Here is a 24863-nt window from a genome sequence, read left to right on the forward strand (position 1 = left end):
GCCTGCTCATGTAGCAGGCTTTTTTGTCTCTCAAATTTGGTTTATCGAGTTTCCTCTTTTCCTGAAAACCTTCGTTATTTTTCATCCAATATCTTCGTTACATCCAACAAGCTTCAGGGTACTCAACATTGGCATTGTTTAGGGTGAGTATTTTGGGTTCTTCTCCATCAAAACAATCGTCTTTGTCTTGCCCAGCATCAGACGCTGGGGTTGCTGTAATGGTATAAGCCGCTGAAGCTGAATTGGCAACACTGAATGAAAATCGTGAACTGTCGGTATCGCAGATTAGACAGTGACTGCCTGAGATAACATTACTCCAGTCATAACCGTTGTCGTAACTCGCCTCAAGCTCTAGCTGAATACGAGCAATGTCGGCGAGAGCGCTGGCTCGGTGACCCGCTAAAACATGATTGGTGTAACTAGGGTAGGCGATCGCGCCCAAGATTCCGATGATGGCAACCACAATCAATAACTCGATCAATGTCATTCCTTGTACACGTATGTTGTTGCTGTTGCATATATTTTTTCGAATCATCACGAGGACTTCCTTTTCACTAGTCAGGCTATTTTTCTCTGGTGATAGCATCGGTGCAAGATTAAATATGATTACGCAATACGTTACATAGGGATTTGGGAAATGACTCGCGGGTTTACGCTTTTAGAGCTGCTCATTACTGTCGTGGTACTTTCAGTACTATTGGCCACTGCTGCCCCGAGTTTTAGCTCTCTATTAGCGTCTTCAAAACTTCAAAGGCTTGCCCCAGAAGTTCATGGCTTCTTTGTTACGGCGCGTTCTGAAGCAATTATTCGTAATCAAGAACTGTACGTTTTATTTCTTATTTCGAATGGTTTGGGGGCGATCGAGAACTCGGAAGGAGAGTGGGATATGGTTCTCAGCACAACAGCTTCTTACGTTCCCGACAATGTATTGATGCACCTTGATGGCGCCGCTTATCGAGACATCAAAGTCTCGTTTAATTTCTTGAATCAGAATTCAATCTCGATTGATGGGGTACGAGGGCGTTTTATCAACGGCAACGTCACTATGGCTTCGGTGAATGCGCCGTCTGAAGAGCTCTCGGTTAAAGCATCAAATACAACAGGGCGCATTCGGATTTGCAGTAGCGATCCAAACAGCGATGGGCGAAATAGTATTGGTCACTATGATTATGAGATCTGCAATTAAGTCTGCTCAAGGTAGTACCTTGGTTGAGATGATGGTGGCCTCTGCAATCGGTGTGATCGTGATAGGAACGATTGGTAGTGTGTTTATCACTAATCAGCGCCTTAGTTCAGAGAAAAGCTTAGAGTTACTCCTATCTCAAAACTTATTTTCCACGACTCAAATGATGAAAGAAGAGATTTGGCGCGCTGGCTATAACTCTAATTCAGGGCAATCAGTAAAGTTGTCCGGGGCATCAGATACGATTTATGTCCGACAGGTGAGTGCAGATGAGGTTTACCTTGGCTTCGCGTATCTGCAAAACAGCGCGTCGTCCGCTTATCGAAGCATTGTTTATCAATTTAAAGATAACAAGCTCAATTACTGCCAAGGTGAATCAACACAACTCTTAGCGACTAATGAAAAGCCATTTAACAATGCAAGCGGGGATGTGACCATGACTTGTCAAAGCTTGTTCTTTGAGCGGCAAATTCAGGTAGATAGTTTCTCTGTGTCGACGGAGGGGATGTCGAACAGTCAGGCGAGTTCACAGAAGGTCGATATGATGCTTGAGGCATCTTTAGTGAATGCAGATGTGAGTCAAAAGGTGATGACTACCGTTGTCCAAAGGAATTGGCAATGACATTTAAGAAGCAAAACGGAGCAGTCACATTACTGCTGGTCAGCATTCTATTGATTGGTGTGCTGATTGTTTCTCTTGGCAGCTTCAAAACCACTTACTATCAAATTAAGCGCGCGCAAAATGAGGTACAAGCCCGCAAGGACCATTGGAATGCCGAAGGTGGGTTAGAGTGCGGTATTAGCGTGATCGTTGAAAACAGCAGCTCTTCCATCCCAAATGACCTGTTGGACTCCTGCAGCAATGAACTTTCTTATTTGGATAGATCTTTAGACAACCCTAATGTTCTTGTTTCAACCGCCAATCGAACCTCTCTCAATAAAGAAATCCGTTTTTCCAATGATGCGGGTTTAGGAGCCATTCAAACAATATCTGCCCTTGAAATCATTTCTGAAAACATCATGGACATCGATCCTGAACTAAGTGAAACCGGGAATAGTGGTGTGTATGAGTGTGTGGCGGTAAGATTTTTCGACTCTGTAACACACGTCAAAGGTGCTGGGGGAAGTTTAACCACAGCTTCTCGGCCTGATAGTGCACCTGCAGATTTTAGTGGTTGTAAAGAGGCGGTGACTGACTTAAGTGAGAGTGCAACGGTGACTGCATCGGGGAGTGATCCTAGCGGTGCTTTTAAGAGTGATTACGTTCATGACACTCATTTAAATGGTTTCGAAAACTACTTTGGTGTGAAGAAAACCGTAGACAATATCAATGCCCTTAAAAGTAATGAATATGAGGTAATAAACCTATTGGAGACGGATTCTCAGGGGAATATCGTGCATGTCGATTTAGATTCGAACACCAATAAATATCAGGGCAAGGAGTGTAGCACTCTAATTAATGACGCCTTTGCATCAGGGAAAACGAAAGTCTGGGTTGTTGGAGACTGTGTAGTTTGGCACCCAGCCATTAATATTGTCGATAGCGCAGGAACGATCACGCCTCGATCTTTAGTGGTCGAAAATGGGATATTCGCAAATGGAAACGCCAGTGTATTTGATGGTGCTTTTTATCACTTGAATGACATGAGTGTCTTCGAGGACTCTTTAGGTGCAGAAAATAATACAGACTTGCTCGCAGATAGTTGGAACAAGTTGCCAACAACAATGGATTACTCTTTGTTGGTTAAAGAAAATAGTGTCTACATAGCTAACGCTTCTTTCTTTCCTAAAGGGGGCATATTTTTGGATTCATTGGGCGGGCTCTCTACGATCAAAGGCTCGATGAATCTCGATTATCGGGGAGAATACAACCCACATGATGAGCCTGTCGAAATACAATGGAAAAAGGGTTCTTGGAATGACTTCTAATCAAAGCGGTTTTAGCTTACTCGAAGTACTTATCTCTTTTCTATTGGTGGGTGTGGCTGCGTTAGGCATGGTTAAGCTACAGACTTATACCGAGCAGAAAGCAGACTATGCGATTCAGAGTGTGGAAGCACTTCACTTTGCTGAAAGGCAGTTAGAGTACTACAGAACTCGAGCGAATGATGTCAGCGGTGCGGTTGGGCTGATCAACTTCTCGGAACTTCATCATACGGATCACTGTCTCAACACCGATAGCTTAAATCCGCTCTCTGGTTTATCGGGTTCTGTATACTCGCTCAGTTGCTCGGTTGTAAATGCAGATGGTGCCTTATCGAGTGCTCTGCGCAACATTACTGTCACGGTTGCATGGCAAGATCGGATGAGTCAAACACAAAGCATAACGCTTGATACTATGCTTTCTAAATACAGTGAATTTGATTGATTCATCACGCAAACGTTTAATCGTACTCCTTTCCCTATCACCTCAATATTGATAATTTTCACTCCTCGGACATTGTTTACGTGCTAGTTAAAAAACTGTATATGGAATGGTGTTTTTTGTGTTTTTATCTTGTTGCTGCCATATGGTATTTTTGCAAAATATGTCTCCATTTATGGAATTTTAGGTGGAATCTTGTGCTTTTTCTGGGTGGTTTTAATAGAATATGTGCTGTACCAATAGGCTCTGGTCAACAACTATATTGAGCCTAAATAACACAACATCACATATGGAGTTACCATGAGTAACCAAGCAGTAAACAAAGCTCCTGCTTCTGAGAAAATCAGTGGTATGGATCGCTTTCTAAACTTCATTGAACGTGCCGGTAACAAGATCCCAGATCCTGCGATCCTGTTCTTTTGGGCACTCGTTATCGTATGGGTATCATCTGCTCTTTTGTCGAATGTTTCATTCGATCTAATCAACCCTCGTACGGGTGATGCTCTAGAAGTCAACAACCTACTTACTGGTGAGGCTCTGGCGAGTTTCCTAGCGAACATGGTGACGACATTTACAGGTTTTGCACCGCTGGGTATCGTACTGGTAGCGATGCTAGGTGTTGGTGTTGCTGACTCTTCAGGCTTCATCACTACAGGCCTAAAGAAGATGCTGAACTTCACGCCAGCTAAACTTCTTACACCAATGCTAATCTTGGTTGCTATCGTTTCTCACACAGCAGCTGACGCAGGTTACGTACTGGTTATTCCACTAGGTGGTATCATCTTCCACGCAGCAGGCCGTCACCCTCTAGCGGGTATCGCGGCAGCGTTTGCTGGTGTATCGGGTGGTTTCTCTGCAAACTTTATCCCTTCAGGTATCGACCCTCTATTAGCGGGCTTCACTCAAACTGCGGCAAACGTTCTTGACCCAGACTACGTGATCAACCCACTAGCGAATATCTTCTTTACGGGTCTATCTTCAATCATTATCGTTGCTATCGGTTGGTACGTAACTGAGAAGATCATCGAGCCTCGTCTTGCAAACACACCAGTTGATGAAGATGCTGAAGAAGCACCAGACCTAGGTACGTTCACAGCGATTGAATCTAAAGCATTCCGCTACGCGGGTTGGGCAATGGTTGCTGGTATCGCACTATTGGTTGCAGCTCTTATTCCAGAAAACTCGGCACTTCGTTCTCCTGAAGGTGAGCTAACTGCGTTCTCTGCGCCGGTAATGAAATCTATCGTTCCTCTGATCTTCATCCTGTTTATCATCCCAGGTATCGTTTACGGCCGTGTTGCTGGTACGTTTAAGAACAGCAACGATGTTATCAAAGCAATGTCTGACACAATGGCAACGATGGGCGCATACATTGTAATGTCGTTCTTCTGTGCACAGTTCCTGTCTGCATTCGGTCAATCAAACATTGGTACTATGCTAGCGCTATACGGTGCTGAAGGCCTGAAAGCGATGGACCTACCGGGTGAAGCGACAGTTGTTGGTATGATCCTTCTAACAGCAGCAGTTAACCTTCTAGTTGGTTCTGCATCAGCTAAGTGGGCTCTGATTGGTCCAATCCTAGTTCCAATGCTAATGGCGGTGGGTATCTCTCCAGAGCTATCTCAAGCAGCTTACCGTGTGGGCGATTCTGTATCTAACATCATCTCTCCACTGATGGTGTTCTTCCCACTGGTTGTTGTTTACTGTCAACGTTACGTTAAGTCGACAGGTATCGGTACACTGGCTTCTCTAATGATGCCTTTCTCTATCGCAATGCTAATTGGTTGGTCTATCTTCCTACTAGGTTACTGGGCGCTAGGTATCCCGCTGGGTATTCAAGCTCCATACACTTACACCATGTAAGATTGAACTAAGCGAAATTAAGCTTAATTTGTTCCTAAGCCCGCACCGAAAAGTGCGGGCTTTTTTTCGCTCTATTTTTCAATCTTTTTTATATCCAAAAGAAAGGCACTCAGCTTATACTCCGGATTACGGCTAATTGTTGGCCGGTACAAATTAGGAAATCCCATTCATCATGAAAATTCTGCTTCTGGTAGGGTTAATTGTTTTAAATGGTCTGTTTGCCATGTCAGAAATTGCATTGGTAGCAGCAAAAAATAGTCGCTTAAAGCGTTTAGCTGAAAAGCATCGTTCTGCACAAGTCGCTCTAGACTTAAAAGAAAACCCAACGCGGTTCCTTTCTACGATTCAAATTGGTATTACGGTTATTGGCTTGCTCAGCGGCATCGTCGGTGAAGCCACACTCTCTGCTCCACTCGCTGTGCAATTAGAGCTATGGGGACTGGAGGCAACTCAAGCAAATATTCTCTCGACTGCGGTTGTGGTTGTCGGCATTACGTACTTTGCGATCGTTGTAGGTGAGTTGGTGCCAAAGCGCTTTGCGCAATCGCAAGCGGAAAACATCGCTATATTGGTCGCTCTACCTATTCATTGGCTCTCTAAGCTCACCACGCCATTTGTGTTCGCGTTGTCTGCCTCTACAGAGGGGATACTGAGGCTTATGGGGCGAAATGGTAGTGAAGATAGCGTGACAGAAGATGATATCTATGCCTTGGTCAAAGAGGGCTCAGATACGGGCGTGATTGAGCGTGGTGAACAAGAGATGATCCGCAATATTCTGCAGTTGGATGACAGATTGGTGAGCTCGCTGATGACGCCTCGTCGTGACGTCGACTTTCTCGATATTGAACAGCCAATTGAGGTGTTGCTGAAAAAGATCAAAAGCTCCAAACACAGTGTGTTTCCAGTGTGCCAAGAAGGCATGAGTAAGGTTCTCGGTACTGTTTCGGCAAAAGCACTTTTGAATAACAGTCATCAGCTGAGTCTTCAGGTCATCATGGGGTTATCCAAATCGCCTATCTATCTTCCTGAGTCTATGAAAGGTCTGCGTTTGCTGAGCTATTTCAAAGAGTCGGGTACGCAAATGGCGTTTATTGTCGATGAGTACGGCGATGTACAAGGTCTAGTGACCCACTACGATGTACTCGAAGCGATTGCGGGTGAGCTTTCAAATCATCCGAACGATCTTTGGACGGAACTGACAGAGCAGGGCATGCTGGTGGATGGTTTGATACCTATCAGCGAGCTTAAAAACCGCCTAGAGCTTTCTGAGCTTGAAGGGGAAGAAGAAGGCTTTCAAACATTAAACGGGATGATCACTTGGCTAGTCGGCCGTTTACCTGATGTTGGTGAGGTCGTACAGTGTCAACAATGGGTATTTGAAATCATCGCCGTTGAGAACAACCGAATCATGAAAGTGAAGGCCTCGCTACTAGAGCAAGAAGCCACTGAATAGTGCAATTTCATTTTCGATGACGATCAAATAAAGGTATGCTCAGCGCATGCCTTTTTTGTTTTTGGGAGTTTCTTTTGTCTGACCATCAATTTACATCGCAAGATGAAGCCTTTATGCGCCGAGCTATGGAGTTAGCACATCAAGCTGAGCTCGAAGGCGAGGTTCCGGTTGGTGCGGTATTGGTAAAAGATGGTGAAATCATCTCAGAAGGGTGGAACCGCTCGATTGGCAGCCACGATGCGACCGCGCATGCTGAAGTTGAAACCCTGCGTAAGGCAGGTCAAACATTAGAGAACTACCGTCTTCTCGATACCACGCTCTATGTGACATTAGAGCCATGCCCTATGTGTGCAGGGGCTCTTCTTCATAGTCGAGTGAAGCGCATTGTCTTTGGTGCACCAGACTTGAAAGCGGGTGCCGCGGGCACGGTATTAAACCTGTTCGATAGCCAAGCGTCTTACCATTATGCAGATGTGGAAAATGGCTTGTTGGAAGAAGAGTGCCGAGCTCAATTACAGGCGTTTTTCAAAAGGCGCCGTAAAGAGATCAAAGAGAAAAAACAGCAACAGAAACTAGCGCAAGCTAAAGAAGATCAACAAGGAATGTAGTTGGGACAGGTGGCGATACTTCGCAATAGTGATTGTCACTCTAGCAAACATCTAATGCTCTCTATGACGAACATTAGAGTGACATTTCGAGATAAAATTAGATGCTTGCTGATGATGTTCTTTTCGGTTTAGAGCATCTGTACGAAAGCTCTGTTTCGCCAGATGATTTTCTTTTTGTTGTTGGCCAGCATGCGCTTACGACGGTTAGCCACTACGGTTTTATAAAGGCGTTTGGAGCGTAACTTACGTTTCATCTTTTTTAACGGCCTCCCACTATTAATATCAGTTGTGTTATGCAGCCAGAGTTGAGATGGAATATACCCGATACAACTTATCTGGGAATATTAGTTTGCAGCGTCACTTCAACGGCACCCACCTTATAGGTCAATTTTGTTGCAAATTAATGACAAGTGATGCTTGTTATTTCTCATATGTATGGCAATCAAAGGTGCTTTTCAAGTAGCAAATTTAGGATGAGTGATTACGGTGGCAGATTGAACCGAGAGAATGGTTAGCCTTTCGCCAAATAAAATAATAACTGTACTCTTTGAATACAGAAACACCGGCCAATGAGCCGGTGTTTTTAGTTCGGGTTAGAGCTTAGATTGCTTCGCCGTTTACAGTCACCGCAACATCAATGTTGCCACGCACAGCGTTTGAGTATGGACAAACTTGATGAGCAACTCGAGTTAGTTCAAGAGCTTGTTCTTGTGGGAGGTCTAGTTCGACTGCAAGGCTTACGCTAAGCGCAAATCCACCTGTTTGATTTGGGCCGATAGCAACTTCTGCAGTCACTGGCGCTTTGGCTAGCGTAACTTTCGCTTCACGTGCAACGTGTAAGATAGCGTTCGAGAAACACGCTGAATAACCCGCAGCAAATAGTTGCTCTGGGTTAGTTGCGAGTCCGGTGCCGCCCATCTCTTTTGGGTAAGCCAGCTCAAGTGCTAGTAAACCATCGTCTGTTTTCACTTGTCCGTTGCGGCCAGCAAGAGCGGTTGCTTTAGTTGTGTAGAGTGTTGTCATATCGTTTACCTTTTTGCTTTTAAGTTGTGTGCAATTTAATTGCTTGCAATCTTATATCGAAATAAACTGTGAATGCAACTATATTGTGCGCAATTTATTTTTAGTGCGTTCACCAGTGCAAACAAAAGATGAGAACGGTATGAGTAGTGATGAGCAGTTGTTGTTAGACAATCAGGTGTGCTTTCCTTTATATAGCGCTGCGAATGCGGTGGTTCGAGCATACCGCCCTTTGTTGGAAGAGCTTGAGCTGACTTACTCTCAGTACTTGGTAATGATGGTGCTTTGGGAGCAAGATGGTGCCAGCGTCAAAGACATAGGCTCACGACTGCACTTAGATTCGGGTACTCTAACGCCGTTGCTAAAACGACTCGAAGGAAAAGGGTTCGTTGAACGAGGCCGCTGTCAGCAAGATGAGCGCGTGCGAGTGCTCAAACTGACAGAGAGTGGGGTAGAGCTTAAAATTAAGGCGAAATCAGTCCCTGAAGCGATGAAATGTAAATTAACCTTGGAACTGGATGAGTTGCTGGCTCTGAAGAGTTTGTGCGAAAAGGTATTGGATAAGCTGAGTTAACCTGTTCTTTCAGGCAAATGCTAAAAAGCCACACATCGGTGTGGCTTTTTTGATAGCGTCGCGTTTACTGCTCGCTAGATTCTGAGTCACTGGCCTCGGCTGCTGAGACTGCGCCGCTGATGGTTGAATCTGCTGCTGAAATCGCAAGCGGCGGAATCACGATTAAGTCTTCCATACTCGCTTCCTGTTCTTCTTCAGTCCGCTTGTTTACGTGGCCGATAATGCTTTGGTAATAGCGACGAATGTTCTCGACATAGGTCTTGGCTTCATCACCACGAGCATAGCCGTAACGTGTCTGGCTGTAGTACTTCTTCTGTCTTAGTAGAGGCAGCCTTTCTTTTACGTCACTCCACGAGTTTGGATCGCCGCCTTGTGCTTTAGTCAGTCGACGAGCATCCATCATGTGGCCGTAGCCTACATTATACGAAGCAAGAGCGAACCAGATCTTCTCATGTTGAGTGATTGAATCAGGGATACGATTGACGATACGACGCAAGTATTCCACACCACCTTGAACGGATTGTTTAGGATCCAAACGATTCGTCACACCAACGCTCTTTGCCGTCGGTAGTGTCAACATCATCATGCCACGCACACCTGTCGGAGATTTCGCAACAGGGTTCCAGTGAGACTCTTGGTAGGCAAGAGCAGCAATTAAGCGCCAATCAAACTCTTGAGAGTACTCTTGGAATAGAGGTGACCATTTTGGCAGCTTACTATCCAGTGCACGAATAAAGGCGCGAGTATCCACGTAATCGAAGCTTCCGATGTGACCGATGTATTTCTCTTCCAGAGTTGCAAGCTCACCAGACTGTTTAAGGTTACCGAAGAACTCAATCAGCAGGGCATATAGGCTTTCATCTTCTGATTTCTTCAAGTACCAAGAGATGGGTTGGTCTTCTGTTAACTCGAACGCAAGCGCAAGATCTGGGTAAAGTCGCTGCGCTAGTGACAGCTCAATTGAGTCTGCAACGGTAAAGCGCAGCTCGCCCTTAGAAACCTGTCTTAATAGATCGTTAATGTCGGCATTGCCTACTGACTCGTAAACAAAGTCAGGGTTAGATTGTTGAAGTTGATTGAGAGTCGGCTCAAAGTGAGACTCTTCAATCACAACGAGAGCAGGAGCCAATCTGTCGTCGATAGTGACTAACTCACTATTTTCGTCATTCTGTTCTTTGTTTTGTTGCTCAATAAATTCCGCTTGGCGTTTATTCTCAAATTCAATCAGTTGTTCTAGGTTACGTGGGCGCCATTGACCTTTTTTATAGACCACTTGTTGGCTCACGTAGTAGTACGCTGGAGCTGCACGGTAGCCGCGCGTTTGCTCATTGTTTTGAGTCAGCCCGGTCGCAATCAAGTCGATCTCACCTTTTTGAAGAGCGGGAAAGAGACCAGACAAGCGATATGCAGGCTTCATTTCTAGCTTCACGCCGAGCTGCTCTGCAAACTCTCGAGCTAATTCATAATCCAAGCCAGCGGGGCCGTCAGGGCCGATATAATAAGAGAGTTGGTTATTGAGTGTTCCGACTCTTAATACGCCGCGCTCTCGGATCCGCTCCAAGTCGCTTTTCGGTTCCGACTCAATTTGGCAGCCCGATAAACCGGCAATGACGATCGCGATGAGAAGAAGTTTGGATGAAAAAATGCGCGTAAGTGTATGCATCAAAATGAAATCTCAAAAAAGTGACTCCCCTTTATATCAAACCGTTTGCTCTCGGCAAAGTGACTTTGGGTAAACGGAAGCAAAAGTGGCTAGAAATGCAGCAAAAGTAACAATTGCCAAGAAACATGAAAAAAATGACGCAAACGGTTGCTTTTTTGGTTACGTCACAAAAATAATTGCTATATAATGCGCCCGCAACAGAGAGGTGGAATCGGCATAGGTTTGGCAAAACCTTCGGGCTTACTTCCGGAATAGCTTCGAAGAAAAACAGTTAGGTTACTCCTAAAACCCACTGAATTTATTCCAATATCACCTTAATCAATTGCATAAGAGACCTAAGCACATGAGAATTTTTCGTGGCTCCCCAGCTCTATCTGAATTTCGTGTTAACAAGCTTTTAGAGCTTTGTCGTGAACTTGGCCTACCTGTTACAGGCATCTACGCTGAATTTGCGCACTTTGCAGATCTAACAGCCGACCTAAATGATCAAGAAGTTGAGAAACTAGAAAAGCTTCTGACTTACGGTCCAACAATTGAAGAGCACGCGCCAGAAGGTTTTCTTCTACTAGCAACTCCTCGTCCAGGCACTATCTCGCCTTGGTCTTCAAAATCTACGGACATCGCAAACAACTGTGGTCTAGATAAGATTGCACGTCTTGAGCGCGGTACCGCTTACTATATCGAATCATCGGCAGAGCTATCTGAGCTTCAACTGGTTGAGCTAAAAGCGATTCTGCACGATCGCATGATGGAAGTTATCTTCACTGACTTCGAATCAGCAGCAGCACTTTTCCAAGTGGCAGAGCCAGCTCCAGTGGCTGACGTTGACCTACTCAATGGCGGTCGCGCTGCGCTTGAAAACGCAAACGTTACCCTAGGTCTTGCGCTTGCCGATGACGAAATCGAATACCTTTACGATGCGTTCGTAAACAAGCTAGATCGTAACCCAACCGACATCGAGCTAATGATGTTTGCACAAGCGAACTCAGAGCACTGTCGTCACAAGATCTTCAATGCAGACTGGACTATCGACGGCGTTAAGCAAGAGAAGTCTCTGTTCAAGATGATCAAGAATACATTCGAAACCACACCAGAAAACGTACTGTCTGCATACAAAGATAACGCAGCAGTAATGGTTGGTTCAGATGTGGGTCGTTTCTTCCCGAACCCTGAAACTCGCCAATACGGTTACAACCAAGAGAAAGCTCATATCCTAATGAAGGTGGAAACACACAACCACCCAACGGCTATTTCTCCTTGGCCGGGTGCTTCTACTGGTTCTGGTGGTGAAATCCGTGATGAAGGCGCTACGGGTATCGGTGGTAAGCCAAAAGCAGGTCTTGTTGGTTTCACTACATCTAACCTACGCATTCCAGGTTTTGAACAGCCATGGGAAACAGATTTCGGTAAGCCAGGTCGTATCGTTAACGCTCTAGACATCATGCTAGAGGGTCCACTAGGTGGCGCAGCGTTCAACAACGAATTTGGCCGTCCAAACCTACTTGGTTACTTCCGTACTTACGAAGAGAAAGTTAACTCTCACGCAGGTGAAGAGGTTCGTGGTTACCACAAGCCAATTATGATTGCTGGTGGTATGGGTAACATCCGTGACGAACACGTTCAGAAGAAAGAGATCCCAGTGGGTGCAAGCCTAATCGTACTGGGTGGTCCTGCCATGAACATCGGCCTTGGTGGTGGTGCAGCTTCTTCGATGGCGTCTGGTCAATCAGCTGAAGACCTAGATTTCGCATCTGTACAGCGTGAAAACCCAGAGATGGAGCGTCGCTGTCAGGAAGTGATCGACCGTTGTTGGCAGCTTGGCGAACAGAACCCAATCGCATTTATCCACGATGTGGGCGCAGGTGGTATCTCTAACGCACTTCCAGAGCTTGTAGACGACGGCGAGCGTGGCGGTATCTTCCAGCTGCGTGACGTGCCAAACGACGAGCCGGGCATGAGTCCACTTGAGATCTGGTGTAATGAATCTCAAGAGCGTTACGTAATGGCAGTTGCGCCAGAGAATATGGAAGTATTCGACGCAATCTGTAAACGTGAGCGCGCACCATACGCAGTTGTTGGTATCGCAACTGAAGAGCGTGAGCTTAAACTTGAAGATTCACACTTCGACAACACGCCAATCGACATGCCAATGGATGTGCTTCTAGGTAAGACGCCGAAGATGCACCGTGATGCGAAGACGCTAAAAGCAAATAACCCTGCAGTAAACCGTGATGGTATTGAGCTAAACGAAGCGGCAGATCGCGTTCTACGTCTACCAACGGTTGCAGAGAAGACATTCCTTATCACTATCGGTGACCGCACGGTAACTGGTCTTGTAGCCCGTGATCAAATGGTTGGCCCTTGGCAGGTTCCAGTAGCAAACTGCGCAGTAACCGCAGCAAGCTACGATACTTACCACGGTGAAGCGATGTCGATGGGTGAGCGTACGCCAGTAGCTCTTCTAGACTTCGGTGCATCGGCTCGTTTAGCAGTTGGTGAGGCAATCACTAACATCGCAGCGACAAACATCGGTGATATCAAACACATTAAACTGTCTGCGAACTGGATGTCTCCAGCAGGTCACCCAGGTGAAGATGCAGGTCTTTACGAAGCGGTGAAAGCGGTGGGTGAAGAGCTGTGTCCTGCACTTGGTCTGACTATCCCAGTGGGTAAAGATTCAATGTCGATGAAGACCAAGTGGGAAGAGAACGGCGAGCAAAAAGAAGTAACGTCTCCGCTATCTCTAATCATCACTGCGTTTGCTCGTGTTGAAGATGTACGTAAGACAATCACACCTCAGCTTCGCACTGATAAAGGTGATACATCACTAGTGCTTATCGACCTAGGTAACGGTCAAAACCGTCTAGGCGCAACAGCACTAGCACAGGTTTACAAGCAGCTTGGTGACAAGCCAGCAGACGTAGATAACGCAGCACAGCTAAAAGGTTTCTACGAAGGCGTTCAAACTCTAGTAGCGAACGATCAAGTAGTGGCTTACCACGATAAGGGTGACGGTGGTCTATTCGTTACTCTAGCTGAGATGGCATTCGCGGGTCACTGTGGTGTTAAAGCGAATATTGAAGCACTAGGCGAAGATGCACTAGCAGCGCTATTCAACGAAGAGCTAGGTGCGGTACTTCAGGTTAAGAATGATGATCTAGACGCTGTACTTTCAACGCTAGCGGTAAACGGCCTTGAAGCATGTTCGCACGTAATCGGCTCTGTTGAGGCATCTGACGAGCTAGTGATTACTTCTGGTGAGACAGTAGTTCTTGAGCGTAACCGTACTGAACTACGTACTATCTGGGCTGAGACAACGCATAAGATGCAAGGTCTACGTGATAACCCAGCATGTGCTGACCAAGAGCACGAAGCGAAGAAGGACAACTCTGACCCAGGTCTGAACGTTAAGCTAAGCTTCGATGTAAATGAAGACATCGCAGCGCCATATATCGCGAAAGGCGCTAAGCCTAAGATGGCAATTCTGCGTGAGCAGGGCGTTAACTCTCACGTTGAGATGGCAGCAGCCTTTGACCGTGCAGGCTTTGAAGCAACAGACATCCACATGAGCGACATCCTAACCGGTCAAGCGGTTCTAGAAGAGTACCAGGGCTTAGTTGCTTGTGGTGGCTTCTCTTACGGTGACGTACTTGGTGCGGGTGAAGGTTGGGCGAAGTCTATCCTGTTCAATGAGCAAGCTCGCAACCAGTTTGAAGGTTTCTTCCAGCGTGAAGATACGTTCTCTCTAGGTGTGTGTAACGGCTGTCAGATGCTATCGAACCTGAAAGAGCTAATCCCAGGTGCAGACCTATGGCCACGCTTCGTTCGTAACGAATCTGAGCGCTTCGAAGCTCGTTTCAGCCTAGTTGAAGTTCAGAAGTCTGATTCTATATTCTTCGACGGCATGGCTGGTTCTCGTATGCCAATCGCAGTGTCTCACGGTGAAGGCCGCGTAGAAGTGCGTGATGCTGACCACCTAGCAGCGATTGAAGCATCAGGTACGGTTGCAGTTCGTTATGTGGACAACCATGGTAATGCGACTCAGCAATACCCGAACAACCCTAACGGTTCGCCAAACGCAATCACGGGTCTAACGACTCAAGACGGCCGTGTCACTATCATGATGCCGCACCCTGAGCGTGTATTCCGCACAGTTGCGAACTCATGGTCTCCAGAAGGTTGGGGCGAGAACGGTGCTTGGATGCGTATGTTCCAAAACGCACGTAAGAACATCGGTTAATTTGATTAGGTTAATCTGACTTAGAGTCATCTATCTCAGAGTAATAAGAACCTTGGTTAGTATCGCACGCTAGTCAAGTTCATCGGGAAAAGTTCAAAGCGCAGGTCGAAAGGCCTGCGCTTTTTTGTTTATGTAAATTAAAAATGCGAACACTAAATGTTAAACGTACCACATAACCTCCCTATTTATGTTAATGGTTTGTGTTGGGAAGTTTGACATGTTGAGTTGGATTTAAAGTTCCATCATTTTTTAACTTGATAGGTCAAAATTGCATCTGTAGAATGCTGTACCATTAATTTAACCGTACGGCGATCTATAATGGTTTCAATATCTCGATATGTATTTTGTTTGCTGCTTGCTACCCTTCTCATCGGTTGTGGTGGCGATTCAGGCGGCGGTTCATCTACACCTAATCCTGGCACCCCAGGTTCATCTATTGTTACAAAACAAATAGATTTACCTGCGGGTGACATTTGTCCAAGTGGCGGTATCCAAATTGAAACCGGTATTGATACTAACGGTAATGGCGTACTCGATCCTAATGAAGTAACTGATACGCAAAATGTTTGTCATGGTTCAGCTAGCTTAGTTGAGCTTGAGGTTGTTGAAGAAGGCGATGCGACATGTCCATTAGGTGGCCAAAAGATCACTTCAGGTATCGACCTAAATGGTAATAATCAGCTTGATAGTAATGAAGTTTTAGATACCGCTTATATTTGCAATGGTTCGGACGGTTCAATCACGCCTGAACCTCAACCTGAGCTATCAGGCCTTGCAACAATCTCGGGTAATATAGATACGTCGATTGTAGACCGAATTAACAACTCAAATCTGTCAGTGTTCAACAATGGCACTGCCGCTGGTCAAATTGCACTGGTATCACAATGTGGTTCTTTCGGTGTAAGCCAAACCCAGCCATCTTCTGATTCTGAAATCTTCGCTCCTGTTATTGACCCAATTATGATCCAGCCAGATGCACGTGGAGATTTCTCTATTGAGGTTCCTGCTTGTTCTGGCTACGGCGTGATTATTATCGATCCAGAAACAGGTAAAGGTTATTACTCCGCACCATCAATTCTTCCAATTGAGCCTGAAGATGACATCATCATAGAGCCAATTGGTGAAGAAGAATTAATGCCCTTAGGTGGTGTTAAATTTACGGTTATCTCTACACAAACTAACCAACCAGTGTCTGGTGCTAAGCTAACATTCCGTCCATTAAATGATTCAGCAGTAACTGACATTAACGGTGCAGTTGAAATGATTGGTCTGCCAGGTGGTGATTACACAGTAACGATTGAGCATGCCAACTTCGTTTCTAAAGCGGTTAGCTTCACTGTTGAAAAGGATAAAACTACCGATCTATCAAACATTGAGCTATTGGTAGAAAAAGGTTCGATTACCGGTCAAATTGCCGCTGAGGGAATTAACATCCCTGCTAACATTGTTGTTCATGCACGAGCTCATGACGGCACAACATATACATCAATCACTAATGAAAGTGGTATCTATAAGCTAAACCACCTACCAGTTGGTGAGGGCTATAGCATTGTTGTTGCGCCAAACGATTTTGATGCTGAGAAAGTTGACAACGTTTCGGTTGAGTCTGATAGCACGACACTTGTAGAAACCATCATCTTACGCCGTGCACAACCTGATGCAGGTTCGTTTGCAGGCTACGCGTTATTTGATAACAAGTCAGAAAAGTTGAATCATGCTGGTATCATTGTCTCTATCGAGGGGACAGATAAAGAAGCGATCACTGCAAAAGATGGTTCATTTATTATTAATGGTCTAGCCGCTGACTCTTACACGATCAACTTTACAGACTCCAATTACAAAGCAACTGCTGCTGAAGCCGAAATTCACAAAGGGACTGTAACTTGGGTTGCACCTCAATTCTTAGTTTCAGAAACTGGTAGTTTGCGCGGTGAGATCAATGACGACTCTGGCAACGCAGTTGCTAACCAAGCGGTTCTACTAACACCAGCTGGCATTTCAACAGTTACGGATTCACAAGGTAATTTTGCGTTTACTGATGTACCAGCAGCAGCTTATACGCTGGAAGTAAATAAAGACGGTTACCACTCAACAAGTATCCCAGTAACAATCGCTGTAAATAGTGATGTCGTTCTTGCTGAGCCTGTTGTAATTAAACCAATTCGTTTCACAGGTAATGTTGAAGCTGATGGAGTGGCTTTAGCTGATGCTAAGGTTGTTATCGCTGGTGGAAACTTGAGCTCAGAGCTTCAAGTGACGACTGACTCGGACGGTACGTTTGAGTTTAAAGGCCTTTCCGGTGCTAATTACAAAATTACCGTTAGCAAAACTGGTTATACAACACAAAACATAAGTATTGTTTTACCTGAGGGTGAAGATTACGAATTACCATACTCAATCGATTTAACTCGCAGTTATGGTGTTGTTTCTGGAATTGTGACACTGAAAGATCAAACTGATCACTCTGGTGTAGTAGTTAAGCTACCAAATGTAGATGCGACGATCCTAACGTCAGCATCGGGTTATTGGCAGTACTCACTACCGACAGGTATTTACAACGGTGGTGTAACGTACAGTAAATCTGGCTTCATTTCTCAAATGGCTGATAATGAATTTACGGTTATCTACGGTCAAACAACATTACTAACCTCAATTCAGTTGGTTGCTGAAACTGGTGCAATTACAGGTAAGGTCCTTTCTGAAGGTGTGCCGGTTGCCGACGTAACCGTTCAATCTCAAGAGCAGAGCGTACAAACCAATGCTCAAGGTATATATCAAATCACCGAACTTGCTGTCGGTGAAACTGACGTTCGATTCTCTAAAGCAGGGGTTGTTTCTACAACCACCAAAGCAACAGTTCTTGCTGAAAAAATAGTGACAGTTGACGATGTATCGTTAATGAGTCGTAAAGTAACAGGCAAGGTTACAGATGGCACCGTTGTTCTCGCTGATGCAATTGCAACACTAGTGGGTACCGGTTACTCATCAACAGTTCAAACCAATGAAGAAGGTCTATTTGAATTCCAACGAGTACCGGTTGGTACATTTCAACTGCAAGTTTCTAAAGCCGGCTATAAAGGAGAGCAACAGTCTCTGACAGTCCCTGATATTATCGAATTTAATCTTCCGTTTGATATTGCATTAGATCCAGTACAAGGCATAGCTAAAGGCTCTGCGAAATTAGATGGCAGAACGGAACATAGTGCGATTCTAGTCGAGTTAAATGGCACTCGTTATAAAACCTCTACAGATGCGGTCGGTGATTGGTCGTTAGCTTTGCCAATAGGTAATTACCCTGATGGTATTACATTCTCTAAAGATTTGTATTCAACAGCAACTTATGAAAGCACTATTGTTATCAATGACATTGGTGACTTCACTGTAGCACCGCAAATGTTAGTACAAACACATTCTATTGTTAGTTTTGACATTTCAGTTGCCAACACATGCCCAACCAATGTGACGGTGGATGCCGTTGGCCTAGATAACGGCTTCACGGGTCATTACATTGAGAACGACGGTCATTTCGAAGAGAAATTACCATTAGGTGAATACCAATTTACGATCGCTTGTACCACTGAGGGTTGGGAGACACTAATCTTCGAACTGGATGTTGAAAAAGGTAAGGAAACGGTTCAACTTCCAGAGCAGCGCTTACGTCAGAGCTTTATCGTGATTAACGATGGTGCAGCATACACCAATGAAAAGACAGTTAACTTGTCGGTTGGTAACACCGATGCAGTTCAAATGAAGCTTGAGGTTGAGGGTGGTCAATCTACAGGTTGGCAAACCTTTGCTTCAACCGCGACCATTGAGCTAAATGCAGAAGATGGTGAGCAAACGGTTATTGCATCATTTAAGGATATTAATGGTGTAGAGCTTCCTGAGGTGGATGATTCAATCAAGCTTGATACAAAGCTTGAGGTTGTATCATTCGCAGCAACAGGCGCTCAAACTAACGGTGACACACTACGTTTACGCTTAAACCTAGGTGAAACTGGAGCGTCTGTTTCAGCATCGCTAGCGGGTGTCTTTGAGGACCTTGCTCTACTAGATAATGGTGCCGGTGGCGATGCAGCGGCAAATGACGGTATCTATGAGCGCTCGTTCAACATTGATACACCAGATGAGATTGATGCGTTTGTAACCGCAGACATTATTGACCGCGCAGGCAACGAATTAACCAACACAAGCGATAGCAAAGTCGTGCTTTCTTCAGCGCCTGAGATTAATGGTTTAACGATCAGTTCAAGCATTAAAGATCGCACAATGCAGTTGCGTTTCACTACTAATGAGCCAGCAACAACGAAAATTGCGTACGGTACAGAGAATAATCTTGGTGAGCCTGTAGTGATTAATGATCGCCTAAATGGCAATCACCAAATTACGCTAAAAGAGCTTAACCCTAACGAAGTGGTTTGGTTCCGTATTACGGCGCAAGATGCAGCAGGTAACGAAGGTGAGTTACTAGGTAAAGAAAAACTAGCACCAAGCCAAATTGAATCAATCAATGCTTATGCAGGTGACCGTGAAATTGGTTTGATTTGGGCTAAGTCAGAAGATCGCTCTGTGGTTGGTTACCGTCTATATCGTTCTGAGAATGCAGGTACTACCTTTGAGCTTGTGAACCCAGAGTCGTTGATTACTGAAACATACTTTAATGATTTAGCGGTTAGTAATGACACCACATACATTTACTACGTAACCGCTGTTGATGGTGAGGAAAACCAGAGTGAAGCATCAGTAGAAGCGTCTGCAAAACCTTTGGCTGACTTGGCAGGTCCGACGGAAGTTGATGGTGGTGTAATGATGCAAAGTGAAGTGTGGCTGAAGAGTCGTTCACCTTACATGATCACAGCGAATATGAAAGTTGATGAGAATGCTCAGTGGGTGATGCTTCCGGGTACTGAAGTTGTATTTGCAGCAAATCCAGAGCCAGCTACATTTGATGCAAACAATACTCGCTATGTTCAAATTGCGGGTGAAGTATTGGCTTATGGTACTGAAGAACAAAAAGTTAAGATTTCTCAGCAAGGCGGATTAGATGCTTATTTTGAGGCCGGTGTTTCGGATAGTGAAAGTCGTCTTGGTAAGGGCGAGTTCCATTATGTAGAGATGATTCAAGTAGGTGTGGATGAACGTAAGATTGATCTTGATATCTTCAACTCATCGATCCAGTTAGGTGGTGTTCAGTCTAATGGTGACAGTAATTACTATATTGAGCAGTACTTACAAGTTTCTGATATCTATAACTCTGTCTTAACTGAGCTTGGTGGCTATGCTTACTATGATGAGTATTGCTGGGATGATGAAAAACATGATCATGTTCCCTGCTGGCGCTGGCAGGAGCAAGGGAACGTCAATTGGCAGATTGATAGCCTTAACTCTTCATTGGTTAAGGTAGAAAACTCCAATGGCTTAGACAAGGTAGATAACGGTTCTGAAATTTATCCATTTTCCCTATATGTACAAGGCAATATTGATAACTCTGAAATTGAATTTGCATCCGTAAGTCTTAATACTAGCATGGATGGTGTCAACTCAATGAGTAACACCAAAGTAACTCAGAGTAAGGTATATGGTCCGAGTTTCAAACGTAATACTTTTATTAAGTCTTTAGTTGAAAGTAACCAACTGGACTTCACATTTAATATTGTCGATCAACATACAGTACTAACACCAAATAATTATGATAATGGTGAGTATAGTTCTGCATTCCTTGCTTATAACTACTGGGGTTCAATTGATATTCTAGGTGATATCCTTGAGCGCATTAACTATAAGTCAGGGGACAATAATCAATTATACCCTGTAATCTCATCAGCAGATTTATACGAAGCTGACTTTGATAAAGATGGTATTCCAGATTACATTGACCCAGACAACGACAATGATGGTTACTCAGACCTTCAAGAAGATAAGCTTTCTAACTTTGATTCAGAGTTCGGTACACCTGTTATTTATGACCCTTTAGATCCAAATTCTTACCCGGGTCATAAAGAGCCAGATACAGATAACGATGGTATTCCTGATTCTGAAGATGACGATATTGATGGCGATGGTCTATCCAATGCAGATGAAGAGGAGCTAGGTACAGATCCTTATATTGCTGATACAGATGGTGATGGAGTTAATGATGGTGACGAAGTTGCCCTTGGTTACGATCCTCTGAACAAAGACCAGACACCACTATACGGTAATATCTCGGATGTGGTTATTGATGACTCTTGGGCTAACAACAAAGGTGAAGTTGCGCTTGGTAAAGGGACATCTTTATCTCAATGTACTGTTAAAGCAGGTGTTACGTTAGTTATTGATGGCTCAGCAAACCCAAGTTTCAATAACTGTAGTTTTGAAGGTGAGTATGGTAATCCAATTACTATTACAAATAGTGAAAACTACGATAAAGAAAATACATCACCGACAGTATCATTAAACTCGACAAACGCTACTTATACGATCTTTAAAGAATTAGCACAGCGTAAACTTGGTTTAAGTAATACAAAAGTTGTTAACAGTGAAATATACGTATCACCGAATAATGACTATATGCATTGGTATGATGCAACTTTTATTGATAGTTACATCAACGCGCGAGAGTTGTACATAAATAATGCTCGAGTTGAGCACTCTAGTTTCGAAGTGGATGACTCAATTAATTTTCAAGGTAATTCTAATATTGAGAGTAGTAAAATAATTTCTCAAAGTGGTCGAGTATCTGGTAATGAAAATACGAGCTTTGAAGGTGTATATGTTGAGAGTAACTATGGTGATTATGACGGTATTGGAACATTCTCTAACGGAATTTGGGGAAGTTATCATTTAGGTGGTGGAACTACTATTTTCACAAATAGTGATTTAACTCAGTGGCCACATGTTGATTCTAATAATTCTATTTTCTTTGATGGCGTAGCAATCATCGAAAATGAAGAAGTTCTGAACTATGGCTACGGTAATCCAGAAGATCGCAAAGGTGATGGTGAAGCAACAACAGTTGTAACTAACCCTAATTCTGGTAGTACATTCACTATTGATGGTGTAGACAACCCACGTACAGAAAAGAACTTCGCAAACGGTGTTCATGATCTTTGGGATATGCGTAATGTTGGTACTGGTATTGTTGAACCAGGACCTGCATCTGATTTAATTAAGAACCCACTGTTCATTCAAATGCCGATGGAAGTTGGTAACTGGCTATATCAAGGTGAATTAACCTTTGGTGCTGATGGTACGGTTACTTACATGTGCTACAAAGCACAAGTCGGTGATAGTGATTGGACTAGAGATCCAAGCTGTGATGCGACTGGTTACTGGTATATCAGTAATGGTCAAATCATATTTACTTGGATTGAAGGTGAAGGCCCTTGGGATAGTATTTCTGTTTCAGTGAATGAAAATGGTGTAATTGTGATTGGCGGTAATGACACAACCACAGAACCAGTAGCGCCAAAAACTGAGAAGGAAATGCGTGAGTCTGGTTATGACTACTATGTATTCTCTGGTGTAATTCAACTGCAGGATTACACAGGTAATTGGGTTGAGCTTCTTGATAACTTGAATACTTATGTTCAAGCTCAGGAAGGGCAATTAACTATGGTCGTTGATCAAAATGATGGCAGCTTCGAATTTGAAGGTTGGCTTAAAGCTGGTCAGTTCCAAGCGGGTAGCTCTATTGAGGTCCGTACATATATCGATGAAAACGGTAATGGTCAATACGATACCTATGAAGATACAACTCAAAACTCGAGTGAACGTTACTTAGGCTACGCACGTTATCCTAATCGAGTCTTTGGAACTATTGATGAGCCAATGGCATTGCGTGATTTTGGGGTTGGAGTTGAAACTTCTGATTTAGAGAATCGCACTTTATATCGTGTTGTAGAGAGTAACGAGGGCGAGTTGGAGATGACAGAGTATCAATTTGCAACTTCTGGCTCGGTAACCGTTAAGTTCTATAGCGCTGATTATGGCGATAATGAATGGGTGCATCTTGGCTCTGATTGTTCTGGTGCAGGTTGCAACCCAACGAAACGTGATTACCAAGGCTCTTGGTCGATTAGTACTTATAATATGAGTATGACAACAGGGGTTAGTGCATCAAGTTACTCTCAAGTTGAGGGTAGGCTGTCTATTAGCGAATATACGACGCAGTACTTTGTTGTTACTGATGCTGACCAACTAGATGATGGCCTGCATGTTAAGCATTTAGATGGTAGTAGTATCTCTTACCATGAGGTCTTTATGAGAGAGTATTTGTCTGCTGAAAAACCTAACGTGCCAGTAACAAGGCATGGTTCATACAAGGTTACAAAAATTGGTAATGATGTATTTACATCAACTTCAAATTACAGATATCAGCCAACAATGACTAAGTTTGTGGATATTGATGGAGTGGAGTATCGTGATTATGGCTATAATCTAGTTCGTATGTACTCGAATAGCTCGAATGATAACTACATTAGACCATATGGGATGTACCACACTTACTCAAACCAGCTATGGGATTGGCACCATCGTAATTTTGAGAAATCACTGTATTTTGTTAATGGTAGAATTAACGAAGAAGGTGCTTGGCAGTATCTAAATAGTGAAGATGAAGCAGTACAAACGATTTATATGGTTGATGGTACGAATCATTACACCTGGATCGCACAGTATGAAAATGATTTGCCAGTTATTTTCTTTAATACAAATCCGGTCACTGACGGTAATGGTATTCAACAGCCTTATGAATATGTCGATACCGAAGCACCATCAATCATTGAAAACCAAACATGGGTTGCACACTTCGAGTCTAATATTTACATGGAGTTTGAATTTGCTGTCGATGGTGAACTAACTGCTCAAAAATTAATTTGGGACGGTTACTCATGGCAACCATACGATGGTCTACCAGCGGTGATCACAAGCTGGGATGTTGATGCAGACAACTATGTGACGTTTGATTTAGATGGACGGGCATACAAGTTGCAGATCATGACCGGTGATAGCTCCAACGATGGAGTACTTGATGCTGAACACGCTATTGCAGTGTGGGAGCGTAACTTAGGTGAACCAATGGTTTGGTTAACAGACCGCCCAACGTTCCACTAAATTTCTTTCCGTCAAAGCGCAGGTCGAAAGGCCTGCGCTTTTTTTTGATCAAAACTCACCTTGTGGAACAAAAACTTATACTTTGCAGTTTGCTGTTCTAAAAAACTGCACTAGGCTAAAAGTTGTGGAATCAATTTGTTAGGCCTGTTTCTCATCTTGAGGCGTGTCAGTCTTTCGCCGCTAGAGATAACGAGTCTGAACCAATCACTATGGCACAAGAGGGAACTATGAAAACAATCACAAAAGCAGTTGCAGTGGCCGCCGTTGTTATGTCTTTGGCTGGGTGTGTCGGTAGTAACGCCGTTACTGGGAAATTAATGAAGTTTAACGTCGAGGTTGTCGATAACCGTTATGCTCGTGCTGGGGTCAACTTCTTATTGGCACCGGTTTACGCCTTAACAACCGCAGCGGACTACATCGTGTTTAACTCATTAGAGTTTTGGACAGGTAAAAACCCACTGACAGGCGCACCACATATCTTTGATAGTAAAGTTGATACTATGATTGATGTGAACGACAGTCTGGATGATTCACTCAAAGAAGCACCTGTTGCCCCTATCACTTATCAACGACAAATTCAGTTCGGTGAGATGCAGAAAATTGATGAGAACACCATTCGTATGGATATCACTTACAACGATGGTGAAAAGGCTATATTGATGGGCGTACGTGATGGAGACAACGTCAGCTACTACCTTGATGGCGCATTGGTCTCTGAAACCTCAATTCAAGCTCTAGAGCAATTAGCCGCTGAGAAAGCGTAATCCTTTCAATTTAATGAAGACAAAAGAAAAGCCGCTG

The 24863-nt window shown here is 44.1% G+C and carries 15 protein-coding genes; 11 read left to right on the plus strand and 4 right to left on the minus strand.

Annotated elements, in window-relative coordinates; all coding sequences use genetic code 11:
• Nucleotides 1-97: 97 nt before the first annotated feature.
• The gene (locus OCV50_RS03220; RefSeq protein ID WP_315974640.1) at nucleotides 98-535 is read right to left on the minus strand and encodes a type IV pilin protein; all 438 of its coding nucleotides are present in this window, start codon (nucleotides 533-535) and stop codon (nucleotides 98-100) included.
• A gap of 102 nt (nucleotides 536-637) precedes the next feature.
• On the opposite strand from OCV50_RS03220, the gene OCV50_RS03225 reads away from it, so the two are divergent.
• The 7 genes from OCV50_RS03225 to tadA all read left to right on the plus strand — a co-directional run bounded on the left by OCV50_RS03225 (nucleotide 638) and on the right by tadA (nucleotide 7472).
• A complete protein-coding gene (locus OCV50_RS03225) occupies nucleotides 638-1186 on the plus strand; it encodes a GspH/FimT family pseudopilin (protein WP_261903688.1) in 549 nt (182 codons plus the stop codon).
• Nucleotides 1170-1805 (plus strand): PilW family protein, encoded by a 636-nt coding sequence (locus OCV50_RS03230; protein WP_261903689.1) that lies wholly within the window; start codon nucleotides 1170-1172, stop codon nucleotides 1803-1805. Before OCV50_RS03225 ends, OCV50_RS03230 begins: the two co-directional genes overlap by 17 nt.
• Nucleotides 1802-3112, plus strand: a complete 1311-nt coding sequence (locus OCV50_RS03235; RefSeq protein WP_261903690.1) for a hypothetical protein — start codon at nucleotides 1802-1804, stop codon at nucleotides 3110-3112. Before OCV50_RS03230 ends, OCV50_RS03235 begins: the two co-directional genes overlap by 4 nt.
• Nucleotides 3102-3551, plus strand: a complete 450-nt coding sequence (locus tag OCV50_RS03240; protein ID WP_261903691.1) for a type IV pilus modification PilV family protein — start codon at nucleotides 3102-3104, stop codon at nucleotides 3549-3551. The genes OCV50_RS03235 and OCV50_RS03240 overlap by 11 nt, the downstream gene beginning before the upstream one ends.
• Nucleotides 3552-3848: 297 nt before the next feature.
• Nucleotides 3849-5411, plus strand: coding sequence for an AbgT family transporter (locus OCV50_RS03245; protein WP_239842400.1), 1563 nt, complete (start codon nucleotides 3849-3851; stop codon nucleotides 5409-5411).
• Between the two features lie 172 nt (nucleotides 5412-5583).
• Nucleotides 5584-6864, plus strand: a complete 1281-nt coding sequence (locus OCV50_RS03250) for a hemolysin family protein (RefSeq protein ID WP_261903692.1) — start codon at nucleotides 5584-5586, stop codon at nucleotides 6862-6864.
• A 35-nt stretch (nucleotides 6865-6899) separates the two neighbouring features.
• Nucleotides 6900-7472 carry a tRNA adenosine(34) deaminase TadA gene (gene tadA / locus OCV50_RS03255; RefSeq protein ID WP_261903693.1) on the plus strand — a complete coding sequence of 191 codons (573 nt, stop codon included), beginning with the start codon at nucleotides 6900-6902 and terminating at the stop codon, nucleotides 7470-7472.
• A gap of 128 nt (nucleotides 7473-7600) precedes the next feature.
• Here the strand turns inward: tadA and OCV50_RS03260 are convergent, their stop codons facing one another.
• Together OCV50_RS03260 and OCV50_RS03265 are read right to left on the minus strand one after the other, a co-directional pair.
• Nucleotides 7601-7726 (minus strand): hypothetical protein, encoded by a 126-nt coding sequence (locus OCV50_RS03260; protein WP_261903694.1) that lies wholly within the window; start codon nucleotides 7724-7726, stop codon nucleotides 7601-7603.
• Nucleotides 7727-8072: 346 nt separating this feature from the next.
• Nucleotides 8073-8495: an organic hydroperoxide resistance protein gene (locus tag OCV50_RS03265; protein ID WP_261903695.1), complete on the minus strand. Its 423-nt coding sequence runs from the start codon at nucleotides 8493-8495 to the stop codon at nucleotides 8073-8075.
• A 139-nt stretch (nucleotides 8496-8634) separates the two neighbouring features.
• Here OCV50_RS03265 and OCV50_RS03270 point away from each other — a divergent pair, with 139 nt between their 5' ends.
• Complete coding sequence (locus OCV50_RS03270; RefSeq protein ID WP_261904115.1) at nucleotides 8635-9066, plus strand: MarR family winged helix-turn-helix transcriptional regulator; 432 nt, start codon at nucleotides 8635-8637, stop codon at nucleotides 9064-9066.
• A 64-nt stretch (nucleotides 9067-9130) separates the two neighbouring features.
• Here OCV50_RS03270 and mltF read toward each other — a convergent pair whose 3' ends face one another.
• Complete coding sequence (gene mltF / locus OCV50_RS03275; RefSeq protein ID WP_261903696.1) at nucleotides 9131-10729, minus strand: membrane-bound lytic murein transglycosylase MltF; 1599 nt, start codon at nucleotides 10727-10729, stop codon at nucleotides 9131-9133.
• A 343-nt stretch (nucleotides 10730-11072) separates the two neighbouring features.
• Between mltF and purL the strand changes: the two genes are divergently transcribed.
• From purL to OCV50_RS03290, 3 genes are all read left to right on the plus strand, one after another.
• Nucleotides 11073-14969 (plus strand): phosphoribosylformylglycinamidine synthase, encoded by a 3897-nt coding sequence (gene purL, locus OCV50_RS03280; RefSeq protein WP_261903697.1) that lies wholly within the window; start codon nucleotides 11073-11075, stop codon nucleotides 14967-14969.
• Nucleotides 14970-15287: 318 nt separating this feature from the next.
• A complete protein-coding gene (locus OCV50_RS03285) occupies nucleotides 15288-24062 on the plus strand; it encodes a carboxypeptidase regulatory-like domain-containing protein (RefSeq protein ID WP_261903698.1) in 8775 nt (2924 codons plus the stop codon).
• A 227-nt stretch (nucleotides 24063-24289) separates the two neighbouring features.
• Nucleotides 24290-24826: a DUF3332 domain-containing protein gene (locus OCV50_RS03290; protein ID WP_261903699.1), complete on the plus strand. Its 537-nt coding sequence runs from the start codon at nucleotides 24290-24292 to the stop codon at nucleotides 24824-24826.
• Nucleotides 24827-24863: the final 37 nt, after the last annotated feature.

The sequence above is a fragment of the Vibrio fortis genome (assembly GCF_024347475.1).
In the GTDB taxonomy this organism is placed as follows: Bacteria; Pseudomonadota; Gammaproteobacteria; order Enterobacterales; family Vibrionaceae; genus Vibrio; species Vibrio fortis.

Excerpts from the sequence above, each read along its gene's own strand:
- OCV50_RS03220 (WP_315974640.1), bottom strand. The coding sequence starts at position 535 with ATGATTCGAAAAAATATATGCAACAGCAACAACATACGTGTACAAGGA.
- OCV50_RS03225 (WP_261903688.1), top strand. The coding sequence starts at position 638 with ATGACTCGCGGGTTTACGCTTTTAGAGCTGCTCATTACTGTCGTGGTA.
- OCV50_RS03230 (WP_261903689.1), top strand. The coding sequence starts at position 1,170 with ATGAGATCTGCAATTAAGTCTGCTCAAGGTAGTACCTTGGTTGAGATG.
- OCV50_RS03235 (WP_261903690.1), top strand. The coding sequence starts at position 1,802 with ATGACATTTAAGAAGCAAAACGGAGCAGTCACATTACTGCTGGTCAGC.
- OCV50_RS03240 (WP_261903691.1), top strand. The coding sequence starts at position 3,102 with ATGACTTCTAATCAAAGCGGTTTTAGCTTACTCGAAGTACTTATCTCT.
- OCV50_RS03245 (WP_239842400.1), top strand. The coding sequence starts at position 3,849 with ATGAGTAACCAAGCAGTAAACAAAGCTCCTGCTTCTGAGAAAATCAGT.
- OCV50_RS03250 (WP_261903692.1), top strand. The coding sequence starts at position 5,584 with ATGAAAATTCTGCTTCTGGTAGGGTTAATTGTTTTAAATGGTCTGTTT.
- tadA (WP_261903693.1), top strand. The coding sequence starts at position 6,900 with ATGCTCAGCGCATGCCTTTTTTGTTTTTGGGAGTTTCTTTTGTCTGAC.
- OCV50_RS03260 (WP_261903694.1), bottom strand. The coding sequence starts at position 7,726 with ATGAAACGTAAGTTACGCTCCAAACGCCTTTATAAAACCGTAGTGGCT.
- OCV50_RS03265 (WP_261903695.1), bottom strand. The coding sequence starts at position 8,495 with ATGACAACACTCTACACAACTAAAGCAACCGCTCTTGCTGGCCGCAAC.
- OCV50_RS03270 (WP_261904115.1), top strand. The coding sequence starts at position 8,635 with ATGAGTAGTGATGAGCAGTTGTTGTTAGACAATCAGGTGTGCTTTCCT.
- mltF (WP_261903696.1), bottom strand. The coding sequence starts at position 10,729 with ATGCATACACTTACGCGCATTTTTTCATCCAAACTTCTTCTCATCGCG.
- purL (WP_261903697.1), top strand. The coding sequence starts at position 11,073 with ATGAGAATTTTTCGTGGCTCCCCAGCTCTATCTGAATTTCGTGTTAAC.
- OCV50_RS03285 (WP_261903698.1), top strand. The coding sequence starts at position 15,288 with ATGGTTTCAATATCTCGATATGTATTTTGTTTGCTGCTTGCTACCCTT.
- OCV50_RS03290 (WP_261903699.1), top strand. The coding sequence starts at position 24,290 with ATGAAAACAATCACAAAAGCAGTTGCAGTGGCCGCCGTTGTTATGTCT.